The 21,918-nt window shown below is 60.3% G+C and carries 17 protein-coding genes, 2 pseudogenes and 1 riboswitch; of the genes and pseudogenes, 10 read left to right on the top strand and 9 right to left on the bottom strand.

Going from position 1 to position 21,918, the window contains the following annotated elements:
• The first annotated feature begins 95 nt into the window (after positions 1-95).
• From AC04PT_RS19500 to AC04PT_RS19475, 6 genes are all read left to right on the top strand, one after another.
• The gene (locus AC04PT_RS19500; protein WP_482875460.1) at positions 96-2,819 is read left to right on the top strand and encodes a nitrate/nitrite transporter; all 2,724 of its coding nucleotides are present in this window, start codon (positions 96-98) and stop codon (positions 2,817-2,819) included.
• A 64-nt stretch (positions 2,820-2,883) separates the two neighbouring features.
• Positions 2,884-6,615 (top strand): nitrate reductase subunit alpha, encoded by a 3,732-nt coding sequence (locus AC04PT_RS19495; RefSeq protein ID WP_482875459.1) that lies wholly within the window; start codon positions 2,884-2,886, stop codon positions 6,613-6,615.
• The gene (gene narH, locus AC04PT_RS19490; RefSeq protein ID WP_482875458.1) at positions 6,612-8,135 is read left to right on the top strand and encodes a nitrate reductase subunit beta; all 1,524 of its coding nucleotides are present in this window, start codon (positions 6,612-6,614) and stop codon (positions 8,133-8,135) included. Before AC04PT_RS19495 ends, narH begins: the two co-directional genes overlap by 4 nt.
• A 1-nt stretch (position 8,136) precedes the next feature.
• Positions 8,137-8,841 carry a nitrate reductase molybdenum cofactor assembly chaperone gene (gene narJ / locus AC04PT_RS19485; protein WP_482875457.1) on the top strand — a complete coding sequence of 235 codons (705 nt, stop codon included), beginning with the start codon at positions 8,137-8,139 and terminating at the stop codon, positions 8,839-8,841.
• 11 nt (positions 8,842-8,852) lie between these two features.
• Positions 8,853-9,635, top strand: coding sequence for a respiratory nitrate reductase subunit gamma (gene narI / locus AC04PT_RS19480; RefSeq protein WP_482875456.1), 783 nt, complete (start codon positions 8,853-8,855; stop codon positions 9,633-9,635).
• Positions 9,636-9,640: 5 nt separating this feature from the next.
• Positions 9,641-10,432, top strand: coding sequence for a peptidylprolyl isomerase (locus tag AC04PT_RS19475; protein ID WP_482875455.1), 792 nt, complete (start codon positions 9,641-9,643; stop codon positions 10,430-10,432).
• Positions 10,433-10,495: 63 nt separating this feature from the next.
• Here the strand turns inward: AC04PT_RS19475 and AC04PT_RS19470 are convergent, their stop codons facing one another.
• The 6 genes and pseudogenes from AC04PT_RS19470 to AC04PT_RS19445 form a co-directional block, all read right to left on the bottom strand.
• Positions 10,496-11,734: a D-amino acid dehydrogenase gene (locus tag AC04PT_RS19470; RefSeq protein ID WP_482875454.1), complete on the bottom strand. Its 1,239-nt coding sequence runs from the start codon at positions 11,732-11,734 to the stop codon at positions 10,496-10,498.
• Positions 11,735-11,777: 43 nt separating this feature from the next.
• Positions 11,778-11,888: riboswitch (glycine riboswitch) on the bottom strand.
• A gap of 133 nt (positions 11,889-12,021) precedes the next feature.
• The gene (gene speB / locus AC04PT_RS19465) at positions 12,022-12,999 is read right to left on the bottom strand and encodes an agmatinase (RefSeq protein ID WP_482875453.1); all 978 of its coding nucleotides are present in this window, start codon (positions 12,997-12,999) and stop codon (positions 12,022-12,024) included.
• Between the two features lie 137 nt (positions 13,000-13,136).
• Entirely contained in the window at positions 13,137-13,766 is a 630-nt protein-coding gene (locus AC04PT_RS19460) for an IclR family transcriptional regulator (RefSeq protein ID WP_482875470.1), read from the bottom strand.
• Positions 13,767-13,955: pseudogene (locus tag AC04PT_RS19455) on the bottom strand (helix-turn-helix domain-containing protein); the annotation flags it as partial.
• 569 nt (positions 13,956-14,524) lie between these two features.
• Positions 14,525-14,956: a M41 family metallopeptidase gene (locus tag AC04PT_RS19450; RefSeq protein WP_482875469.1), complete on the bottom strand. Its 432-nt coding sequence runs from the start codon at positions 14,954-14,956 to the stop codon at positions 14,525-14,527.
• Between the two features lie 232 nt (positions 14,957-15,188).
• Positions 15,189-15,737, bottom strand: coding sequence for a hypothetical protein (locus AC04PT_RS19445; RefSeq protein WP_482875452.1), 549 nt, complete (start codon positions 15,735-15,737; stop codon positions 15,189-15,191).
• A 9-nt stretch (positions 15,738-15,746) separates the two neighbouring features.
• On the opposite strand from AC04PT_RS19445, the gene AC04PT_RS19440 reads away from it, so the two are divergent.
• The gene (locus AC04PT_RS19440; protein WP_482875451.1) at positions 15,747-16,181 is read left to right on the top strand and encodes a hypothetical protein; all 435 of its coding nucleotides are present in this window, start codon (positions 15,747-15,749) and stop codon (positions 16,179-16,181) included.
• 306 nt (positions 16,182-16,487) lie between these two features.
• On the opposite strand, the gene AC04PT_RS19435 is transcribed toward AC04PT_RS19440, so the two are convergent.
• From AC04PT_RS19435 to AC04PT_RS19425, 3 genes are read right to left on the bottom strand one after another with little or no spacing between them, the layout of a single operon-like run.
• Positions 16,488-17,684: a hypothetical protein gene (locus AC04PT_RS19435; protein ID WP_482875450.1), complete on the bottom strand. Its 1,197-nt coding sequence runs from the start codon at positions 17,682-17,684 to the stop codon at positions 16,488-16,490.
• Positions 17,685-17,688: 4 nt separating this feature from the next.
• Positions 17,689-17,961, bottom strand: a complete 273-nt coding sequence (locus AC04PT_RS19430) for a hypothetical protein (RefSeq protein WP_482875449.1) — start codon at positions 17,959-17,961, stop codon at positions 17,689-17,691.
• Positions 17,962-17,984: 23 nt separating this feature from the next.
• Positions 17,985-18,323 carry a hypothetical protein gene (locus AC04PT_RS19425; protein WP_482875448.1) on the bottom strand — a complete coding sequence of 113 codons (339 nt, stop codon included), beginning with the start codon at positions 18,321-18,323 and terminating at the stop codon, positions 17,985-17,987.
• A 599-nt stretch (positions 18,324-18,922) separates the two neighbouring features.
• Here AC04PT_RS19425 and AC04PT_RS19420 point away from each other — a divergent pair.
• The 3 genes and pseudogenes from AC04PT_RS19420 to AC04PT_RS19410 form a co-directional block, all read left to right on the top strand.
• Positions 18,923-19,723 carry a hypothetical protein gene (locus AC04PT_RS19420; protein ID WP_482875447.1) on the top strand — a complete coding sequence of 267 codons (801 nt, stop codon included), beginning with the start codon at positions 18,923-18,925 and terminating at the stop codon, positions 19,721-19,723.
• A gap of 310 nt (positions 19,724-20,033) precedes the next feature.
• Entirely contained in the window at positions 20,034-20,939 is a 906-nt protein-coding gene (locus AC04PT_RS19415; RefSeq protein WP_482875446.1) for a hypothetical protein, read from the top strand.
• Between the two features lie 411 nt (positions 20,940-21,350).
• Positions 21,351-21,918: pseudogene (locus AC04PT_RS19410) on the top strand (integrase core domain-containing protein); the annotation flags it as partial.

The raw sequence follows: 21,918 nt of genomic DNA, 5'->3' as shown, positions 1-21,918 counted from the left end.
TTCATGATCCAGATCAAGTCGCGTCACCGCTCTCCGCCACAGGTTCGACGGGATCCCCGACGGGATTTCTATGCCATTTTGCCGGAGGCCCTGCCATGCAGACCTTAGCCACAGCCACGCGCGCGGATCAGAACCGCGCACTGGGCCTGAGCACGATCGCCTTTACCGCCTGCTTCGCGGTCTGGACGATCTTCTCCATCATTGGCGTCGCCATAAAGGATGAACTCGGGCTGACCGAGTCCCAATTCGGCCTGCTTGTCGCGACCCCCATTCTCACCGGTTCGGTCACCCGGCTGTTCCTGGGCGTCTGGACCGAGAAATACGGTGGACGGCTGGTCTTTACATCGCAGATGCTTCTCACCGCACTGGCCACATGGGCCCTGACGCTGGCCGACAGCTACATCATGTACCTGACCGCGGCGTTGGGGATCGGCCTTGCAGGCGGGTCGTTCATCATCGGCGTGGCCTACGTCTCGCGTTGGTACGATGCGGGACATCAAGGCACCGCGCTGGGGATTTTCGGCGCCGGCAACGTCGGGGCGGCAGTGACCAAGTTCGTCGCTCCGTTCGTGATGGTGGCCTATGGCTGGCACGGTGTCGCCTATGTCTGGTCGGCCGGGCTGGCGATCATGGCTCTGATCTTCTTTTTCTTGGCGAAGGACGATCCTGAGCTGGTCGAGCGACGGCTGACAGGCAAGAAGGCGCCGAGCCTTGCCCAGCAGTTCGCGCCCCTGAAGAACCTTCAGGTCTGGCGCTTCTCGCTCTACTATTTCTTCGTCTTCGGCGCGTTCGTCGCACTCGCGCTGTGGATGCCGCATTACCTGATCGACGTCTACGGTGTCGACGTCAAGACAGCGGGCATGGCCGCTGCGTCGTTCAGCTTGTCGGCCTCGCTGTTCCGGGCCTATGGCGGCCACCTGAGCGACAAGTTCGGCGCGCGTCAGGTCATGTACTGGACGTTTGGTTTCGCGCTGGTGCTCCTGTTCATGCTGTCTTACCCGCCGACGGACTACGTCATCCAGGGCAAGGACGGGCCTATCGCGTTCTCGACCTCGATGAGCTTCTGGCCCTTCATTGCCGTGCTGTTCACTCTTGGCTTCTTCATGAGCCTCGGCAAGGCGGCGGTGTTCAAGCATATCCCGGTCTACTATCCGCAGCATGTCGGCGCGGTGGGCGGCCTCGTCGGGATGATCGGCGGGCTGGGCGGGTTCATCCTGCCCATCGTGTTCGGCGCGGTGCTTGATCTGACCGGCATCTACACGTCGTGCTTCGCGATCCTGTTCGGCCTCGTCGCCATCGCCCTGACATGGATGCACCTGTCGATCCGCGCGATGGAACGCCGGGCGCACGGCGCGGAACTGGACCAGCTTCCCGCGCTGCCCGAGATGCAGGACATCCACCATCCCGAAACAACCGCAATGCCGCGCGTGCTTGAGGACTGGCGTCCCGAGGATGCCGCTTTCTGGGACGCCAAGGGCCGTGCCGTGGCACGTCGCAACCTGTGGATCTCGATCCCGGCGCTGCTGCTGGCCTTCTCAGTATGGATGGTGTGGTCGATGGTGGTGGCGAAACTGCCGTCCATCGGCTTCGATTTCAGCACCGGACAGCTTTTCTGGCTGGCGGCTCTGCCCGGTCTGTCCGGCGCGACGCTGCGGATCTTCTACAGCTTCATGGTGCCGATCTTCGGCGGCCGGCTATGGACGACACTGTCGACCGCATCGTTGCTGCTGCCCGCCATGGGCATCGGCTACGCGGTGCAGAATCCGGACACGCCATACCTGATCTTCCTGACACTGGCGCTGCTCTGCGGCCTCGGCGGCGGCAACTTCGCTTCGTCCATGGCCAACATCTCGTACTTCTATCCGAAGGCCGAGAAGGGCAATGCGCTGGCGCTGAATGCGGGGCTCGGGAACCTGGGCGTTTCGGTCATGCAGTTCCTTGTGCCGATCGTGATCACCGTCAGCGTGTTCGGGGCCATGGGCGGCGACCCCGTACCACTGAGCGAAGGCGGCGAGTTGTGGCTGCAGAATGCCGGCTTCGTCTGGGTGCCGTTCATCCTGATCGCCACCGCCGCGGCCTGGCTGGGGATGAACGACATTGCCGACGCGCGGGCCAGCTTCCGCGAACAGGCGGTCATCTTCTCGCGCCGCCATAACTGGCTGATGTGCATCCTCTACACCGGCACCTTCGGCAGTTTCATTGGCTATTCCGCGGGCTTCCCGCTGCTGACCCGGATCGCCTTTCCAGAGGTAAACGCGCTGCAATACGTGTTCCTCGGGCCGCTGGTCGGGGCGCTCAGCCGTGCCGGGACCGGATGGGTGTCGGACAGGTGGGGCGGCGGACGCGTGACCTTCTGGGTCTTTGCCGGGATGACACTTGCCGTATTCGGCGTGATCGCCTCGCTGGGCGCAGGCAGTTTCGCTGGCTTCTTCGTGGCCTTCATGGCGCTGTTCCTGCTGACCGGGGTCGGGAACGCATCCACATTCCAGATGATCCCGGCGATCATGGGCAAGGAAATCCCGCGCCTGATGCCCGAGCTCGACATTGTCGCGCGCCGCAAGCAGGCCGAACGTGAAAGCGCGGCGATCATCGCCTTCACCTCGGCCATCGCCGCCTACGGCGCCTTCTTCATCCCGAAGGCCTACGGCACGTCGATTGCGATGACAGGATCGCCTGTAGCCGCGCTCTGGGGCTTCGGGATCTTCTACGTGATTTGCCTCGGCATCACCTGGGTCGTCTACACCCGCCCCGGTGGGCTGCTCCACGATCTCGAGCATCGCCGCGCGCCGTCGGCGCCGGCCTCCCAACCCGCTGAATGACCAAGCCATGCCTTCGGGCGGCGCGCGCCGCCGCCCGGCCCGCGACAGAGGAAAGGACAGCCAAATGAGCCATCTGCTCGACAGAATGAACTTCTTCCAGTCCACGACGCTGGAGCCGTTCGCCAACGGACATGGCCAGGTCACGCGCGAGAGCCGCGATTGGGAAGACACCTACAGAAACCGCTGGCGCCATGACAAGGTCGTGCGCTCGACCCATGGGGTGAATTGCACCGGGTCCTGTTCCTGGAAGATCTACGTCAAGTCCGGCATCGTCACCTGGGAAACGCAGCAGACAGACTATCCCCGCACGCGCCCGGACCTGCCCAACCACGAGCCGCGCGGCTGCGCGCGCGGGGCGTCCTACAGCTGGTATCTCTATTCCGCCAACCGGGTGAAGAACCCACTGGTGCGCGGCCGGCTGATGAAGATCTGGCGCCAGATGCGCGAAACCATGACCCCGATCCAAGCCTGGACCAAGCTGCAGAGCGATCCGATCCTGCGCGCGTCCTATGTGGAGACCCGCGGCAAGGGTGGGTTCGTGCGGGCGACATGGGACGAAGCGACCGAGATCACCGCGGCGGCAAACGCCTACACCACCAAGACATACGGGCCCGACCGGATCTTCGGGTTCTCGCCGATCCCGGCCATGTCGATGATCTCCTACGCCGCCGGGTCGCGATACCTCAGCCTCATGGGCGGGGTCTGCATGTCCTTCTACGACTGGTATTGCGATCTGCCGCCAGCCTCGCCGATGACTTGGGGCGAACAGACCGACGTGCCGGAATCGGCCGACTGGTACAACGCCGGCTACCTTCTGCTTTGGGGCTCGAACGTGCCGCAGACGCGCACGCCGGACGCGCATTTCTATACCGAGGCGCGCTATCGCGGCACCAAGTCGGCGGTGATCTGCCCCGATTATTCCGAGGCCGCCAAATTCGGCGATGTCTGGCTGAACGTGAAGCAGGGCACCGACGCGGCGCTGGCGATGGCCTTCGGTCATGTCATCCTGCGCGAATTCCACCTCGACCGTCAGGCAGAGTATTTCGAAGAGTATTGCCGCAAGTATTCGGATTTCCCGATGCTGGTGAGGCTGGACGAGAAGGACGGCAAGGCGATCCCGGGCCGCTTTTTGCGCGCCTGCGACCTTGACGGAAAGCTGGGCGAACACAACAACCCCGAATGGAAGACCGTCGCGATTGACGAATTGACCGAGGATATCGTCGCGCCCTCCGGCTCCATCGGGTTCCGGTGGGGGGAAGAGGGGTCGTGGAACCTCGAAGAACGCGCCGGCGACGAAACGACCTGCCTCAAGATGTCGCTGATCCTCGACGAGGACCATGACGAGGTGATCGGCGTGGATTTCCCCTATTTCGGGGCCGACGCGACCGAGGCCTTCGCCACCGGCGACCGGCGACCGAACGTTCTGACCAGGAATGTTCCGGTCAGGCGTATCCAGACGGCAGACGGCGAGGTCGCTGTCGCCACCGTCTTTGACCTGTTCTGCGCCAATTACGGGCTGGACCGGGGCCTTGGCGGCGAATGGGTCACGTCGGATTATCACGAGGACATGCCCGGTACGCCGAAATGGGCGGAAAAGATCACCGGCGTGACGGCCGACAAGATCATCCATGTCGCCCGCGAATTCGCCCAGACAGCCGAGAAGACCAAGGGCAAGTCGATGATCATCATCGGCGCGGCGATGAACCACTGGTACCACATGGACATGAACTATCGCGGCGTCATCAACATGCTGGTGATGTGCGGTTGCGTGGGTCAGTCCGGCGGTGGCTGGGCGCACTATGTCGGTCAGGAAAAGCTGCGCCCGCAGACCGGCTGGCAGCCGCTGGCCTTCGCGCTGGACTGGGGGCGGCCGCCGCGGCACATGAACTCGACCTCGGCCTGGTATGCCCACACCGACCAGTGGCGCTACGAGACGCTGACAGCGGGCGAGATCCTCTCGCCCACAGCGCCCGAGGGCGATTGGGACGTCAGCCTGATCGACTATAACATCCGGGCCGAACGCATGGGCTGGCTGCCCTCTGCGCCGCAGTTGAAAACCAACCCGCTGGAGGTGGCGAAGGCGGCCAAGGCGGCGGGCAAGGAGATCCCGGCCTACGTCGCCGCGCAACTGACATCCGGCGCGTTGCAGATGTCCTGCGAGGATCCGGATGCGCCGGAGAACTGGCCACGCAACCTGTTTGTCTGGCGGTCCAACCTGTTGGGCTCATCGGGCAAGGGGCATGAATACTTCCTCAAGCACCTGCTGGGCACCGATAACGGCGTCATGGGAAAGGACCTTGGCGAAGACGGCCGCCAATTGCCGAAAGAGGCCAAGTGGCACAAGGACGCCCCGCGCGGCAAGCTCGACCTTCTGGTGACGATCGACTTCCGGATGAGCACGACGGCGGTCTATTCCGACATCGTGCTACCGACGGCCTCGTGGTACGAAAAGAACGATCTCAATACCTCGGACATGCACCCGTTTATTCACCCGCTCCAGGCCGCGGTGGACCCTGCCTACGACAGCAAGTCGGACTGGGAGATCTTCAAGAGCATCGCCTACAAGGTGCAGGAGGTCGCGCCGGAAATCCTCGGCAAGGAAACCGACATCGTCGCGCTGCCCATCCTGCACGACACGCCCGGCGAACTGGCGCAGGATCAGGTGCGGGACTGGAAGAAGGGCGAATGCGACCTGATCCCGGGCAAGACCGCGCCGAACTTCATCGCGGTCGAGCGGGATTACACCGCCATCGGCGACCGCTTCTGCGCGCTGGGCCCGCTGATGGACAAGCTGGGGAACGGCGGCAAGGGCATCGCCTGGAAGACCGGACAGGAGGTCCAGCACCTGCGCGACCTGAACGGCACCTGGGAGGAGGGGGCTGCCAAGGGTTGTGCGAAGATCGTCACTGACATTGATGCGACCGAGGTGGTGCTGATGCTGGCGCCGGAAACCAACGGCGAGGTGGCCGTCAAGGCGTGGGAGGCGCTTTCCAAGGCAACCGGCCGCAATCACGCGCACCTCGCTCTGCCCAAGGAGGACGAAAAGATCCGGTTCCGCGATATCGCCGCGCAACCGCGTAAGATCATCTCTTCCCCTACGTGGTCAGGGCTGGAGTCGGAAAAGGTCTGCTACACCGCCGGCTATACCAACGTTCACGAACTGATCCCGTGGCGCACGCTCACCGGGCGGCAGCAGCTCTACCAGGATCACCTGTGGATGCGCGCCTTCGGAGAGGGCTTCGTATCGTACCGGCCGCCGGTGGACCTCAAGACCATCACCAAGGACGTGCAGGACGCCGGCGACAGCCTTGTTCTGAATTTCATCACGCCGCACCAGAAATGGGGCATCCACTCGACCTATTCCGACAACCTTCTGATGCTGACGCTCAATCGCGGCGGTCCGGTGATCTGGATCTCCGAGAATGACGCCAAAAAGGCCGGCATCGTCGATAACGACTGGGTCGAGCTTTACAATGTGAACGGCGCTCTGACCGCCCGCGCGGTGGTGTCCCAGCGGATGAAGGACGGGACGACCTTCATGTACCACGCCCAGGAAAAGATCGTGAACACGCCGGGATCGGAAAAGACCGGCTTGCGCGGCGGCATCCACAACTCCGTCACCCGCGCGGTGCCCAAGCCAACCCACATGATCGGTGGCTACGCCCAGCAATCCTACGGCTTCAACTACTACGGCACGGTGGGGGCGAACCGCGATGAATTCGTCGTGGTCAGAAAAATGAAAAAGGTCGACTGGCTCGACCAGGAAGCCACCCCTGAAACGGAGGCAGCGGAATGAGAATTCGTGCGCAAATCGGCATGGTGCTGAACCTCGACAAATGCATCGGGTGTCACACCTGTTCCGTCACCTGCAAGAACGTCTGGACCAGCCGCGACGGTGTCGAATACGCCTGGTTCAACAACGTCGAAACCAAGCCCGGCACCGGCTATCCCACCGACTGGGAGAACCAGGAGCGCTGGAATGGTGGCTGGGAACGGACCCGGTCGGGCAAGTTGCAGCCCAAGCAAGGATCGAAATGGCGGATCCTCGCGAACATGTTCGCCAATCCCGACCTGCCGGAAATCGACGACTATTACGAGCCGTTCGATTTCGACTACGACCACCTGAAAAGCGCCCCCGAGATGAAGGCCTTTCCGACCGCGCGCCCCCGATCGAAGATCACCGGCGAGCGGATCGAAAAGATCGAGAAAGGCCCGAACTGGGAGGAAATCCTGGGCGGCGAATTCGCCAAGCGAAGCGAGGATTACAACTTCGAGGGCATTCAGAAGCAGATCTACGGGGAATACGAGAACACCTTCATGATGTATCTCCCCCGGCTCTGCGAACACTGCCTGAACCCGGCCTGCGCCGCGTCCTGCCCCTCGGGTGCGATCTACAAGCGCGAAGAGGACGGCATCGTCCTGATCGATCAGGAAAAATGCCGCGGCTGGCGGATGTGCGTCTCCGCGTGTCCCTACAAGAAGGTCTATTACAACTGGTCGACCGGAAAGTCCGAGAAATGCACCTTCTGCTATCCGCGGATCGAAAGCGGCAATCCGACGGTCTGCTCGGAAACCTGCGTCGGGCGCATCCGCTATCTCGGGGTGATGCTCTATGACGCCGACAAGATCGAAGAGGCGGCCAACGCGGCCGAGACGACCGACCTCTACGATGCCCAGCTCGGCGTCTTCCTTGACCCGAACGACCCGGTGATCATCGAAACCGCTCGCGCCGATGGCATCCCCGAGGACTGGATCAAGGCCGCCCAGGAAAGCCCGATCTGGAAGATGGCGATGGAGTGGAAGGTCGCCTTCCCGCTCCATCCTGAGTACCGGACCCTGCCTATGGTGTGGTATATCCCGCCGCTTTCGCCGATCCAGAACGCCGCCGAGGCGGGCGCAATCGGCATGGATGGCGCCATGCCGGACGTGCGCAACCTGCGGATCCCGCTGCGCTACCTCGCAAACATGCTGACCGCCGGCGACGAGGCCCCGGTGGCGCAGGCGCTGGAACGGATGCTGGCGATGCGCGCCTACATGCGCGCCAAGACCATCGACGGCGTTCGCGACGAGGCGATTGCCGCACGCGCCGGCTTGTCGGGCCGGGTGATCGAGGAGATGTACAAGATCATGGCGCTGGCCGACTTCGAAGACCGCTTCGTCATTCCGACGACGCACCGCGAACAGGTCGAAGAGGCTTACGACCTGCGCGGCGGCTGCGGCTTCACCGACGGCAACGGCTGTTCCACCGGCGTCTCGAAGGGGTCGCTGTTTGGCGGCTCGAAGAAACCCCTGAAAATGCCTACGGAGGTGCAGTGACATGGACCGCACGCTGAAAGCCTTGTCCCTGATCCTCAGTTACCCGACGCGTGAATTGCAGGACGCGGTGCCGGAGATCGGCGGCCTTCTGGCCTCCGACACCCGGCTGACCGCCGCCGCGCGTCGGGCGTTGCGCCCGCTCTTGAGGGAGGTGGGCGGGCGCGACATCTATGACCTCGAAGAACAATACGTCATGCTCTTCGACCGGTCGCGCACCCTGTCGCTGAACTTGTTCGAGCATGTCCACGGCGAAAGCCGAGACCGGGGCGGGGCGATGGTGTCGCTGGTGGAAACCTACCGCGCCGGCGGGTTTGATCCGGTCTCCTCGGAGTTGCCCGATCACCTGCCGGTGCTGCTGGAATTCCTGGCAACGCGCCCGTTCCCGGAAGCGCAGGAAATGCTGGCCGACGCGGCGCATATCCTCGCGGCGCTGCACGCCCGGCTGACCCGGCGCGATAGTCCCTATGCGGCGGTCTTCGCCACCCTTCTGCACCTGTCCGGCGCCACAGCCGACCGCGCCGCGGTGGACGAACTGCTGGACCAGCCCGAGGCCGATCCCAACGACCTTGAGGCGCTGGACGAGGTTTGGGAGGAAAGCGAAGTGCGCTTCGGCCCCGATCCGAACGCTGGCTGCCCGGTGTCGCGCGACCTGCTCGCGCGCATGGATGAACCGCTGCGCCGGTCCCCCGGCGTGGCCGCAGAGTGACGGAGGCTCTCATGAACAACTTCTTCTTCGGTATCTTTCCCTACATCGCCCTCGGCGTCTGCATCATGGGGTCTATCGCCCGGTACGAGCGTGACCCCTTCACCTGGAAATCCTCGTCTTCGCAGCTTCTGCGGCGCAGGCAACTGGTGGTGGGGTCCATCCTGTTCCATATCGGGCTGATCGTCATCACCCTTGGTCATGTCGTGGGGCTGCTGACCCCGATCGCGGTCTTTGACGCCTTGGGTATCAGCCATGGCGCGAAGCAGCTTCTGGCGGTCGTCGCGGGCGGAATCGCCGGTGTCATGGCGTTGGTGGGCGGGGGGATGCTGTTCCATCGCCGCTGGACCGATCCGCGGATCCGCAAGACCTCCAGCTTCGCGGACATCGCCATCCTCGCCATGCTGCTGGCGCAGCTCGTACTGGGACTGGGCACCGTCTTCGTCTCGCTCGGGCATCTGGACGGGCATGAGATGGTCAAGTTCATGTCTTGGGCACAGGGGATCTTCACCTTCGACGGGGCAGCGGCCAGCCACATCGAAGACGTTGCGTTGGTGTTCAAGCTGCATCTCGTGCTCGGCATGACGATCATCCTGGTGTTCCCGTTCACCCGGCTTGTGCATCTGGTGTCCGGTTTCGCCGCACCGTTCCGCTACCTGCTGGGCCGTCGCGGCTACCAGATCGTGCGCTCGCGCCGTGCGGTGCCGCTCCCGGACAGGGCCGCGGCGCCCGGCGCGGCGCAAAGATCCAAGTCCACCGGTCCCGTGTCCGACGCGGCCGCGAGTCCGGCGGAGTGAGCGCGATGAGGTCAGCCCTGTTTCCCGATCTGGTCGTCAACGGCGAAACCGTGCCGCATGCGGTTGTCGCGGCCGAGGCGCAGAACCACGCGGCGCCAAAGGGCAAACCCGGCATCGCTTGGCGGAAGGCCGCAAATGCCGTGGCGGTGCGCACCCTGCTTCTGCAGGAGGCTCACCGTCGCGGGGTGCAATCGCAGCCCGACGCCGTCGGGCAGGGCAGGTTCGAGACTGAGGATGAGGCGCTCATTCGTGGCCTGCTTGAATCCGCAATCGACGTAACGCCATCGACAGAGGATGCACTGCGGGCGGAATGGGCGCGTGATCCGCAGCGCTTCCGGTCGCCGCCGCTGTGGGAAGTCTCGCACATTCTCTGTGCCTGCGATCCGCGCGACGAAGAGGGCAGCCGCACGGCGCACGCGCGCGCCGTGGCGCTTGTTGCCCGGGCGCTGGAAAATTCACGAGGTTTCGGCGTGCTGGCCCGAGAGACCAGCGATTGCGGCTCGAAAGCATCGGCAGGCGCTTTGGGGCAGTTGGGTCCCGGCGACACCGTGCCGGAGTTCGAGGCAGTCCTGCGCCGGCTTTCGGAGGGGGAAATCACGGCAGAACCGGTGCTGACACGCCATGGCTGGCACGTCGTCCGGATGGACGCGGTCGCGGAAGGCGCGGTGCTGCCATTCGAAGCCGTGCACCAGAAGATCCGTGACGCGATGGAAAAGACGGCCTGGGCCCGTGCGGCCCGCGCCTTTATCGACCAACTGGTCGCTGCCGCCGAAATCTCCGGTGCCGACCTCAGGTGATCCAGCCTGGCGCGGGCGCACCGGCGGGAGGTGCGCCCTGGTCGGGCTGTTTCGTCGGGCCGATCAGACCCGGGCGGCAACGGCCGAAGCGACGGCCTCGGATGTGGCGCAGGCCAGCGTCCAGCCAAGGTGGCCGTGGCCGGTATTGTAGAAAACGCCGTCGCGCCGTCCGGGGCCGACACGCGGCATCATCGACGGCATCATTGGGCGCAGCCCGGCCCAAGGGGTCGACTGGCGGGTGCAGACCTCTGGGAAGTAACGGTTTACCCAGCCCACCAGCGGCGCAATGCGCACGTCACGGATGTCGCGGTTCTCGCCTGCGAACTCCGCGGTGCCGGCAACGCGGAACCGGTTCGGCCCCAACCGGCTGGTGACGATCTTGGCCTCGTCGTCGAGCAGGCTGACCTGCGGTGCGCTGGCCCGCGACGCCGCATCGTCGAGGTTGACGGTGATCGAATACCCCTTGACCGGGTAGACGTTCAGCCGGTCGCCAAAGCCTTTGGCCAGCGCCCGGCTGCGTACCCCGGCGCAGACCACGATGGCGGCATGTTCGGCGCTGTGGCGTTGCTTGCGGCCCGGCTCGGGGGTGGTTTCGTAGCTGACCGTGACGCTCCGTCCGGTGGTGGCGCTGCCGGTGACGCTGGTCTGCATCTCGAAACACACGCCCATCCGTGCGCAGGCGGCGGCCAGCCCGGTGGTGAACAGGTGGATGTCGCCCGAGCTGTCACCGGGCGTGTAAAACCCGCCTGCGAAGTTCCCGGTCAGCGCCGGTTCAATGCGGCGGATGCCGTCGGCGTCGATCTCCTGCCGGTCCACGCCGCCTTCGGCCAACAGCTCCGAGACCCGGCGGGCGTGATCGAGCTGTGCCTCGGTGGTGTAAAAATGCAGGATGCCGCGGTCCTCCCGGTCAAAGGAAATGCCCTCGCGCTCGCCTATGGCCCGCATCCGGGCGCGGGCGGCGACCGCCAGCCGCGCGGTGGCGGTGGTGTGCCGGCGGTAGTTGGGGATCTGGCCCACGAATTCGGCCAGCCACGAATACTTGTGCCAGCTCGGTGCGAGGCTCAGCGACAGCGGCGCATCCTTTCGCAGCATCCATCCGATGCCTTTGCGGATCGTCGACAGGTGGTTCCAGACCTCGGCGTTCGAGGCCGAAAGCTGCCCGCCGTTGGCAAAGCTGGTCTCCATGGCGGGATAGCGATTGCGATCGTAGACGGTGACGGCATAGCCGCGCGTGGCAAGCTCATAGGCGGTGGTGACGCCGGTGACACCGGCGCCGATGACGGCAATGGATTTCGAAGCCATGTTTGGCACTCCAGACAAAGGTGTGACACGCCGGGTCTCCGACGCATCCCCCTCTGTCCTTTTGCCTGAGAGCATCAGCGCCGGTCCGGGTCAGGGACATGGCGCCTTTCTCCTTCGGCGGGTGCATGCGGCACCACTCTCCAGAGTTCATGGTTCGGCAGTATCTGGGCCTGAGAGTTTCCGGGGCGTTGCTCCGTCGGCGCGGGGTCGCCCCCGTCTCTCCTGTCCGAACCATCTTGGACCGGGGCCTAAGCGGGGCCCCGATTCGTGTCAAGCGAAGTCGGCGGTCATCTGTCGGCGCGGGCCGCGAAGACGAAGCCGAGGAAGTTCAGCAACACCTGCGCGGCAAGGATCGCGGTGCCGCCGGTGGGGTCGTAGTCGGGCGCGACTTCTACCAGGTCGATGCCCGCCACCTCGTGCCGTCTGGCCAGCGCCTGAAGCATCTCCAGCACCTCGTAGTAGAGAAAGCCGCCATGGCTCGGTGTGCCGGTGCCAGGCGCGATGGAGGGGCAGAAACCGTCGATATCGAGCGTGACATAGACCTTCGCGCCTGCGGGAATGCGGGCGATCACAGCCTCCGGCCCCAGCTTGCGCATCTGCCGGACCGACAGGATGTCGGAGCCCATCCGACGGGCATCTTCATAGCCTTCCCTGGCGGTGGACGAGACGTTGCGAATGCCGACCTGTGTCAGGCCGGTGACATAGGCCTTTTCGGCGGCACGACGCAGCGGGTTGCCGTGGCCGAAGCGCACGCCGTGACGCTCGTCGACGAAATCGAGATGCGCGTCGATGTGCAGGATGTGGATCTCGCCCCGGCCCTGAAACGCGTCGATGCAGGGGATGTTGACGGAATGGTCGCCGCCGATCACCACCGGCAAGGCCCCAGCATCGAGGATCGCGCTCACCCCAGCCTTGATGTTGGCATGGCTCTTCACCGTATCGGTATGGACGATATCGGCGTCTCCGATATCGACGATGCGCACCGCGTCCGGAAGGTAGGTACAATCGTCTTCGTGGTCATAGGCCCCCGCATGACCGAAGGAAAACAGTGTCGAGGCCTCGCGGACCGCCCTCGGACCAAAGCGCGCGCCGGGACGAAACTGCGTGCCTGCGTCAAAGGGCGCGCCTAGCACGGCGACATCGGCATCGATACGGCTCCAGTCCTGAACGTAGGGGCGTTTTCCGAAGGTCGGAATACCGACGAAAGGCAGGTTCAGGCGCCCGGCGTCATAGCCGTGGCGGGGAGTGTCGGGGGCATCTGTCATGACGGTCTCCTCAAGGGGCTGTCTTGCGCGGTCGCGCAGCCCCGGGACGCTTCAGGGATGGCGGACAACAAGGGCGGTCACCGGGCTCTCAAGTCTCTTTCCGGGCCATTGAGGCAAGCGGCCGCCGCAAGGTATACCTATATCTGATCTGCGGCCCAGCCGCGATACCCCAGCGCCTCTGAGACCTCTTGTGCCGCAGCTTTCAGCGTACTCTCGATCAACGCTGCCTGTTCGGTACCTTCAGTGAATATGCTGGCGTGGCCGGTGACATTGATCGCCGCCACAGCCTCTCCCCGGTGGTCGTAAATCGGAGCGGCGGCCGAGCCGATCTCTGGCTCGAAGTTGGCCATGCTCCAGGACACGCCGCGTGCGCGGTCCGCAGCCAGTTGGTCCATCAGCGCCTCGAGCGAGGTACGGGTCTTGGCGGTGAAAGCCTCCAAAGGGTAATCGTCATAGAGCGCAAGGATCTCCTGCCGGCTCAGCTCCGCCAGCAGGATGCGGCCAATGGTGGTGGCATGGGCGGGCAGGCGGGTGCCTTCGCGCACGGTGCTCGCCAGGTACGACACCGGGGTTTCGCGCGCCAGGTAGACAATCTCATGGCCTTCACGCACCCCCAGATGCGCCGAAAGCTTCAGCGTCTCGACCAATCGAACAAGCACCGGTCGCGCAGAAGGCACGATGCCGCGGTCGTTCAGTGCTTCTGACGCAAGCGAGATCAGCCCGGTGCCCAGCCGAAAGCCCCCGTCATCAGGCAGCGCTTCGATCATGCGCTCTGCCTCCAGCGTGGCGAGAATGCGGGTCAGAGTCGTTCGGTTGACACCTGTAGCCTTGGCAGCGGCGCTGATTTTGCGACACCGATTGCCTGCCGCTATATAACGCAGGACCGCCAATGCTCGAACAACGGGTTGGACCGAATACTCAGGGCGCTTCGCCGCTTGCGTGCTGCCCGTGTTCATAATTCGCCCATTTTGTTCAATTGTGAACTCATAACCAATTTATCCGTGTATGGCTACTCTCGGCTTGCCGCCAACTAAGGACGGCGAATGCTTCCCGGTCTCTGGGTTTGGACCCTGACTTTCTTGGGTTAGACACCGTGCGAAGGGTGGCGGCGCGTGCAGCGAACCCGGTCGGAGGAAGCGCCGGTGTTCTGGCCGCGCAGATGTGCTACACGGTAGCGATCCTGAATCGAAAACCCCGGAAAACCGGGGAAAACCCCCGGAAATCCACGCCGAGCGTGCTACATGATGCTCGTTCGGAGTTTAGGTTAAGATATTGAAAAGTATGGTTGAAAAGGCAGTCCGCCTCTCCGTCGCGCCCATGATGGACTGGACGAACTAAGTTGAAACTTCGTTACCTTTAAGATGTTTACCCAGGTGCTACGTCACTAGGGGGACCATTGGGGGACCGGGTAGGGAGTGACGCGACGTCGCCGAGCTCTTTCGTCGCTCAGTGGCGATGATCGATACCGGCTGAAGCAACTGTGCATCGCGCCGAAACCGCCAGAGCATAGGGAGCGAGGCTGGCTTCACGGAACAGGGCCAAGAAGTTCGGCAATACGGCTCTCGGGAAGTTCTCGTTCATCGAAAAGTGCCGTCGCGATGCGGATCAGAGATTCACCTTGATCGCCGATGATGCTGGTCGCGATCTTCAATGCCCGCTGCAAGCTTGTCTCGATCACGGTTGGGATGTCGTTGTCTGAGCCATTCCGCAGTGCAGTCTCCGCCGGGGTGTAGGTCAACCTCGTTCCGAGACCCCACGCGAACTCCACACAAGAAGCGAGACGCGTGGCTTCGGCGAGATCGGAGCCAAGGCCGAGACCGGCGCCGTTGGTTGGAACGCCCAGGATGAGTTCTTCCGTGGCACGGCCGGCCATGAGCGTGGCGATCCGGTGCCGGGCGGTTTCGCGGCTTTCTAAAGAACGTTCCGGAATGTCGACATACCCGCCGGCGCTCGTCAGTACGGCATTCCGCGCAGCCGGCAGTCCGAGGTGATGGGCGACTAGGATGTGGCCGGCTCGGCGATACGATCGCGATGCCAGAGCGCGATGCGCCGGAGAAGAGGGCGCATGATCGAGAGAGCATGCGGAGAGAGCGCGCTGACGCGCGGGTTCAATGATGATGAGGGCATGGGGGAGAGGTTCCGGAAAGTTCGGGAGAGGCGGGAGCCGCTTGGAGGCGGCTCCCCTGGTGTCAAGCGTGGGGGGCGGAGAGCGGGTCGGTCTGGATCAGACTCGGGTTCCAGCCTGAGTTGACGGCATCAAGGAGGGCGGAGATGTAGGTCTTCCCGTGCTGATGGTAGATTTCGCTTGTCGTGCGAAGGTGAGGACGGAAGACGTCTGGCGGCGCGATCAAGTCAGGGCGATGTGCCGCGATGTGGGCATGCAGCGCCTTCTCGATGCAGACGGCCTGGTGACCGGAGGCAATCGGAATATCTCGACAGACCGCGCCCTGCGTTAAGACGGGATCATTCTGCACCTGGCGCATCCGGAATTCCGGATTGCTGCTGAATCCGAGCTTCATCACCGGAAGTTCCGGAAGACGGAATTGCAGCAGATAGATCTTGCTCGGTTTCGAGGTCCAGCTCTGGCCGCAACCTGCACAATCGACATCGCCGTGCCGCATATCGGCAATTGCGACGTCCTGGCGATGGCCGCAAACGTGTTCGTACCGGCGATAGCTGACATGTTTTCGTACAGCCTCGCCAATCAAGAGCCAGTCCTGCGCCTCGGCCTCCGCCATGTGCTTCGCATGAAGACATACGCCGCAGCTCAGCTTGTGCCCGCCAGCAGCGGCTTCTTCGACGCGGGTGTGCTGACGACGATCGCGGTGACCACAGTCAAATTCGTAAAGACCATAGTGACGATCGCCCATCGGATCAGGCCCACAAAGCATGGCGCCGACACGCGCGGCGACCGCCTCACGCCGAGACCGGATGCAATGAGGGCATTCCGGATTGTGGCCAAGGACAACGCTGATCCGCTTGAGAGTAGGGGTATGACGAGTCTTGCAGCCGAGCACGACATGCAGGCGATCTATGGCGCGACCCACAAGTTTAAAACCCTTGGCCTGCGCGGCTTCATGCCAATGCGCATGTGTCTTGCCGACGAAAATTTGGCGAAACGCGCCATCGATGGGGAAGGGGAAAGTGGTGGTATGAGTAGGCATTCGGACACTCCGGAATAACCCGTGCCAAGCCTGTGGCCTGACCGGTGTCGGTTTCGTGAAGGGGAGGGGGGTGCCGCGCGGGATCCTGTTGATGCGGGAAGCAGTACAGGATCCAGGCGCGGCCGCTGATCGTGTGAGCGCCTTAATGGAGGCTCATGACGGCGAGATTGGCCAAGGTTTTCCCTGCACCGCAGCAACCGAGGAAAGCCTGACAGGAAAGGCGCTCGCGCCCAACTCAAGCGGCGGAATTCTGCGCCCGCGAACGGGTCTTTTTCCACAGAATGGGCGGAGAGCTGCCGTTCGCTGCATATTCTATATCAGCAATCAATCAGCGGTCAGCGACTTATCCGGAGAGCCACCATTCAGCGAGAAAGCGCTCGCCGCAGCTTCCAGTTCAGGTGTTACAAGTGCGCCAACTTTCATCCTTGGGTGTTCAAGGAGCATCTTTCCAAACCCCGTAGGAAACTCAACTTTTATCCACTCAACACCTTCAATAAATGGCTTTAACGGCGGGGGACATGAAAAGATCTCCGGAGTCGCGGCTTCCGCTTCTTCTTGGTTGGTGTAAAGTGTTGTAAAAGTAACTGCTTTGTCGCCCTTTTTCATTGCTGCGCCTGACGCATACGACCCTTCATTAGAGAACAGCTCAAGCAGAGATATGTCAGTTATCGCTACGTCATCAATCAAGAGTCCTGAGCCAATTTTATGATTCAAGATAACTAATTGGACGATGTCCGCTTTAGCAAGATTAACGCCAAGTGAACCTTCTACTAACTGTAGATTTTTTGATAGCCACTCTGCTTTTCTTTTTGCCTGCTCTGCTGCGCCCTCCAGTCTTGAAAGGTGATTGAATCTGTCAATGGATTCATTTGGAGCCACCAAGCACTTTACTACACCAACGACAATCCGCCTCCCTATTCTGAACAGTAAATCTATCTCCTCTCCACCCGTTCCAGATTCATCCAAAGCATGCGGAAAACACGCGAAATCATTGACGATCTCATTGCCGTCCAGTGCCATCCGAACTCGTTCCCGAACGAAATTCTCAAAGGTTTCGCCAAGACTTTTCTCCTTACTCAGGTCAGGTCCCAACAACTCCGACAAAGTTCTTTCTACAAATCGAATTTTTGATCCGACTTCGACCGACGGCAGAACGATCATGACGTGCTCGTCGTCAAGTTCTACAAGGGGGTGAAACCAAGCACCGTCCCTAAAGCATTTTGCGGTATCGTCTGGTGACAGCACAAGTTGTGACAAGATAGACTTTGCAGTGATTTCGCTAACACTCAAACCTTCTCTAAAGGCCCTCAAACAGTCGATCTTCGTGACACGTAGCGAAAACTCTTTGGCATCTCGATAGCTTTGGATAGTCTTCGCCTGAATTTTCGAATTCATACTGGAGCCAAGCTCCTCTAAAATCCATAGCGACTGAACGAGAAGCCTCATCGTGATGTCGGCGCCCGCAACCTTGATCGGCACGTCAAAAAACTCTTTGATGTAAGAACGCTCCAAGATGCCCATCGTTTCATTGAGCTTCCGAAGCTTTTTTTGAGGACGGATTTGAGGCTTTTAGCTGAGCACGCCCTTTTCGAGATTGCGTGAACGAAACGGCCATTATATGTTGCGTGTCTTCTCGATCTTCCGGTAAATCATGGAATAATGCAAGCGGCCCCCATAGAGCGGCTTCGGCCCGCATTTGGCTTGCAAACCAGTATGAATCGCTTTCACGATTTGCAGGGCAAAAAATCAAATTCTCTCCATCTCGCTTTAACTCTCGCGCCTCCCAAAGCGCAGACATCCAAAGATCTCTCAGGCCTGCTTCTACCGAAAGCACCCAACCTGCTCTTCGCTCCAAGAGGTTAAATTGTGTCTTGATAGACTCACGCTCAACTGAGAGGTTTTTGCTTGAAAGAACCAGTGAGGTAACGTATCCACGATTGCTGTAGTCAAATCATCCGGTGATAGATTGTCCTGAGGCGCAATTCGACTTCCTGCCTTTCCTACGTCCATAAGATGAAATGGGTCAGCGTTTTCTGATTTAGCAAACTCCTGTTGCCTGCTTCGGAAATCTGCCTTCAGAGCGAGATAATTTCGATTGGCGGAACCAACGGCGAGAACCAGCGCGCTACGCTTGCTAATGCCGTTGAATATGTTGTCCACGTGCTCCTTTCTGAGAGACGAAACCTGTTTCCCAAAAAATAGTGCAGACAAGCAAAGTTTGATGTCCCGCTGGTTATCTTTGGCGCCCGCACGGGCGCGCTTCCATTGATCTATATTGAAGTTACTTGCAAACGGGGAGCTCAATTTATCCCCCCCCCCCCCCCTCGGTTGATCTTTTGAATATCGGGGTGGCAATATCTTCTGTTCTTAGCAACGTGCGAGCCTTTCGCGAAATCGTATTGTGCATCATTTTTGGTCGTAGTCGACGCTCCATCTAGTCTAAAAATGGCGTTGACCGCTGCTTAACTTAGACGGTAGGCGCTCGATGTCCGTTTTGGTTGCCCTCAAACAATAGCTTATCAGACATTCCGCCCCCAGGCGCCACGGGATCATAATGCCGGCACGGGAACCCCCAGGTTATGTTTTTTGTCTGTCATCGAGGCTTTAAGTCGCGGCCGACAGCAAGGGCGACGAGCCGCAGTGCCGCGTCGCACACTTTCAGCAGTTTTGTTTGTCAATGCATTTGAACAGCTGGGGAAAGACATAGACACCATCCATCGAGGTGATATCCAGTTCCTGGCGCGACAGTGGAGACTAAGATGAAACTACAGGTTTGGATGGCTAAGGCCGGAAGGTTTCTTTTGAAGGTTTGGTTCCCAAGTCATCACCGCAAGATCACGACATCAGTCATCGCTGTTGGTGCAACGCTACTTCTCGATGGGTATTTTCTTGACGGCCTTTTGCAATGGCTCGCTCGGTATGCCTTTGCTCAATTGACCGGGACGGTTACTCCAGAATGGAGCCAAATTACCAACGATGCAGCGATATGGCCAGGGGTAACTGTAATCGGCCTGGGGTTGCTTTTCAGTATACTTGTTTTTGCTATCGAGACCTATGATGCCAAGCTTACACGTGAAGGCATCGATCGAGAAAAAGAGATAAGCGTGGAGACGGAGAGAAACGTTTTGAAGCGGGATCTCGCGCTATACGCCCAGTTCAAGGATCAGTTTGCGACCCACGGGCGTTTGGAGTATTTTGTTTGCAATCATAACTTTGGAAGTAGCTGGCGTTCCCAATCCTCGGAGGACATTAATCGGTTTGTGGATACTTGGTCTGCTCCCGAAATGAAATTCGTGGACCCTGACCTTGCGAAAGCCTTTGAGGAACTATTGAGTATCACGACGGCTCTTTCTCACCATTTGGCCTCTCATGCTGGCCCTTTAGAGGTGAATGCAAGTTTCCACTGCATCTTTGAACCTTCCCGCCACCATGAAATGGATCTTCCCAGACATGTGGAGGAGGCGATCGGACATGCAAATCGATTGGGAGTGGATATCCGAAAAAAGCGTGAGGAATTCCTGCTGTTGGCAGAGGAGCGGTTTTCCATATTGCCTCGATAATTGCAGCTCCATGACATTTACCCAGAAGCCCGTAGATCTTTTTATGCAAGGATCGGTCTTAAAATGAAGGTGAAATAGTTTTTGTGACTGTTTGCATCGCGCAGGAAAGTTATCAATATCATTTTAGGCGGTCAGTTGAAAAGTGGAGGAGAATTTACGAAATGTAAATGCCAATCGAATATGAGCGGCAATAGGGCGAGCGGGAAGTGAAAATAGAAGCACCCTCTCACGATTAACATTGAATAAATACCCTGCCAAATGTGCGTATATCAATACGGCAAAATGAAATCCAGATCGCAAAGGTTTATGTGTGAAACTCCCCTACTATTACGATGAGGTCGACATTGAGGCAAACGAAGGGCAACGCCTCGCATCCCCTGGCCGTTGCATCTATTGCGGGGCAACATGTGAAGAGTTGACCGATGAACATGTCATCCCATACGCGCTCGGAAAGAACGCCTTGGTTCTTCTCAAGTCGTGCTGCACCAGTTGCCAAAAGGCCATTCAACCCTATGAGCAACATGTTCTCCGCAGGCAGCTGGGAAATTTTCGTGCTCAGGTTGGAGCGCCAACGCGAAGAAAGAAAGATCGAGCGACAGAAATCACTTACGAATTTGCGGAAGTCGATGACAGAGGCAAAGTCTTGCGCAATTTGGGGTCGCGAAAAGTTGATACTGAAAAAGCACCTTTGTGCCTGAACCTGTGGGCTTCGCCTCCTCCGCGCATAGCAATGCCTGATGCAGCCGAAGCTGGCTCCGGTCGTCTATGGAGATACTTAGAACGAGAAATGTTGAACTCGATGTGCCGCGAGGTAGGTCACGCTAATGGCGCAGAGCGTGTAGCTGTCTTCCTCGGTGATATTGATCGCACCAAATATCTGCGCTCACTGGCAAAAACTGCGCACGCATTCACATGCGCCAAGTTGGGCATTGATGGCTTCAATCCACTGCTCCATGACATTATTCTATGCCGACATGATGATGTTTCTTACTATGTCGGCGACATCGATGAGAGGGATGTCCCTCAGATCTCAAATGATCATTCGTTGCGAATCTTTCTCGGAGTCCCGGAGGACGGCCCAATCGCGGGATATATCGTCGTCAGTTTGCAGCTATACCCTGCTCTCGGGAGCCCTGTGCATATTATCGTGGTCGGCACTCCCAACGGCGAAACTGCCCGCAGATTGGACGCCTTCATGGAGGTATCAGAAGTATAGGTATTTGCCATACATCAGTGGGCCATGCAGAAGATTTCGAACGTCAGGATATTGGATCTGCTATTGATTAAGAACGATTTCGTGATCACCCTCCATCGCAGCGCTAAGAGGAATGCGATTCCAGAGCCCCAATTTCAAGCAGGTCTGTAGCCACTTGGGATGTCACACCTTTTCGAACTGGAGGAACGCAGTGCCGAATATTAAACGATCCCTCGGTTAAACCGGTGCCCTCGCGTCTGACTGAGGTTGGCGGGAAGGCCCATTTTTGGCTGCGACGGGCCATGAGATGCGCTTGGCATGAAGGTCCGAAAAGGGCCGGGAGCGACGGATGTCCCCGTCTGGCAGGTGCCCGTATGCCGCGACGCGGAGATCGGCAGCTTCGAGCCCAAAGTGACAGATGCTGCGTGTTGCACCAGGACACCGATGCCGGAGGCTACACAGCCAAACCAGCGATGGTCGCTGGACTTCTTGTCCGACACATTCGGCGCCTCACGCCGCTTCCGCATTCTGGCTGTGAATGACGATTGCTGCCGCGAGAACCTGTGCCTGATGACCGACACCAGCATCTCTGGTGCCCGAGTGGCGCGGGAGTTGGATGCGCTTGTGCGTCTCTATGGAAAACCCGCCAGCATTGTCAGCGACAACGGCACTGAGTTCACCAGCCGTGCGATCCTGAAATGGGCGAACGACAACGACGTGGACTGGCATTACATCGACCCGGGCAAACCACAGCAGAATGCCTTCATCGAGTCGTTCAACGGCAGCCTGCGCGACGAGCTGCTGAACGAAGAACTGTTCGACAGCATGGACGATGCCAGACGCAAGCTGGCGCTCTGGCGTTACGACTACAACCATGTCAGGCCGCACTCATCGCTTGGAAACCAAGCCCCCGCAGAAGCGCGCCGGACGCTTGAGCAATTTGAGGGCTCCGCGCCCGGCGCGCTTGCCCAATCCGAAGCTGAAGAATATGAAAATCAAA

The sequence above is a fragment of the Litorisediminivivens sp. KMU-197 genome (genome assembly GCF_056858395.1).
The sequence above is the reverse complement of the archived record's forward strand: the minus strand, read 5'-3'. Positions and strand labels throughout refer to the sequence as shown.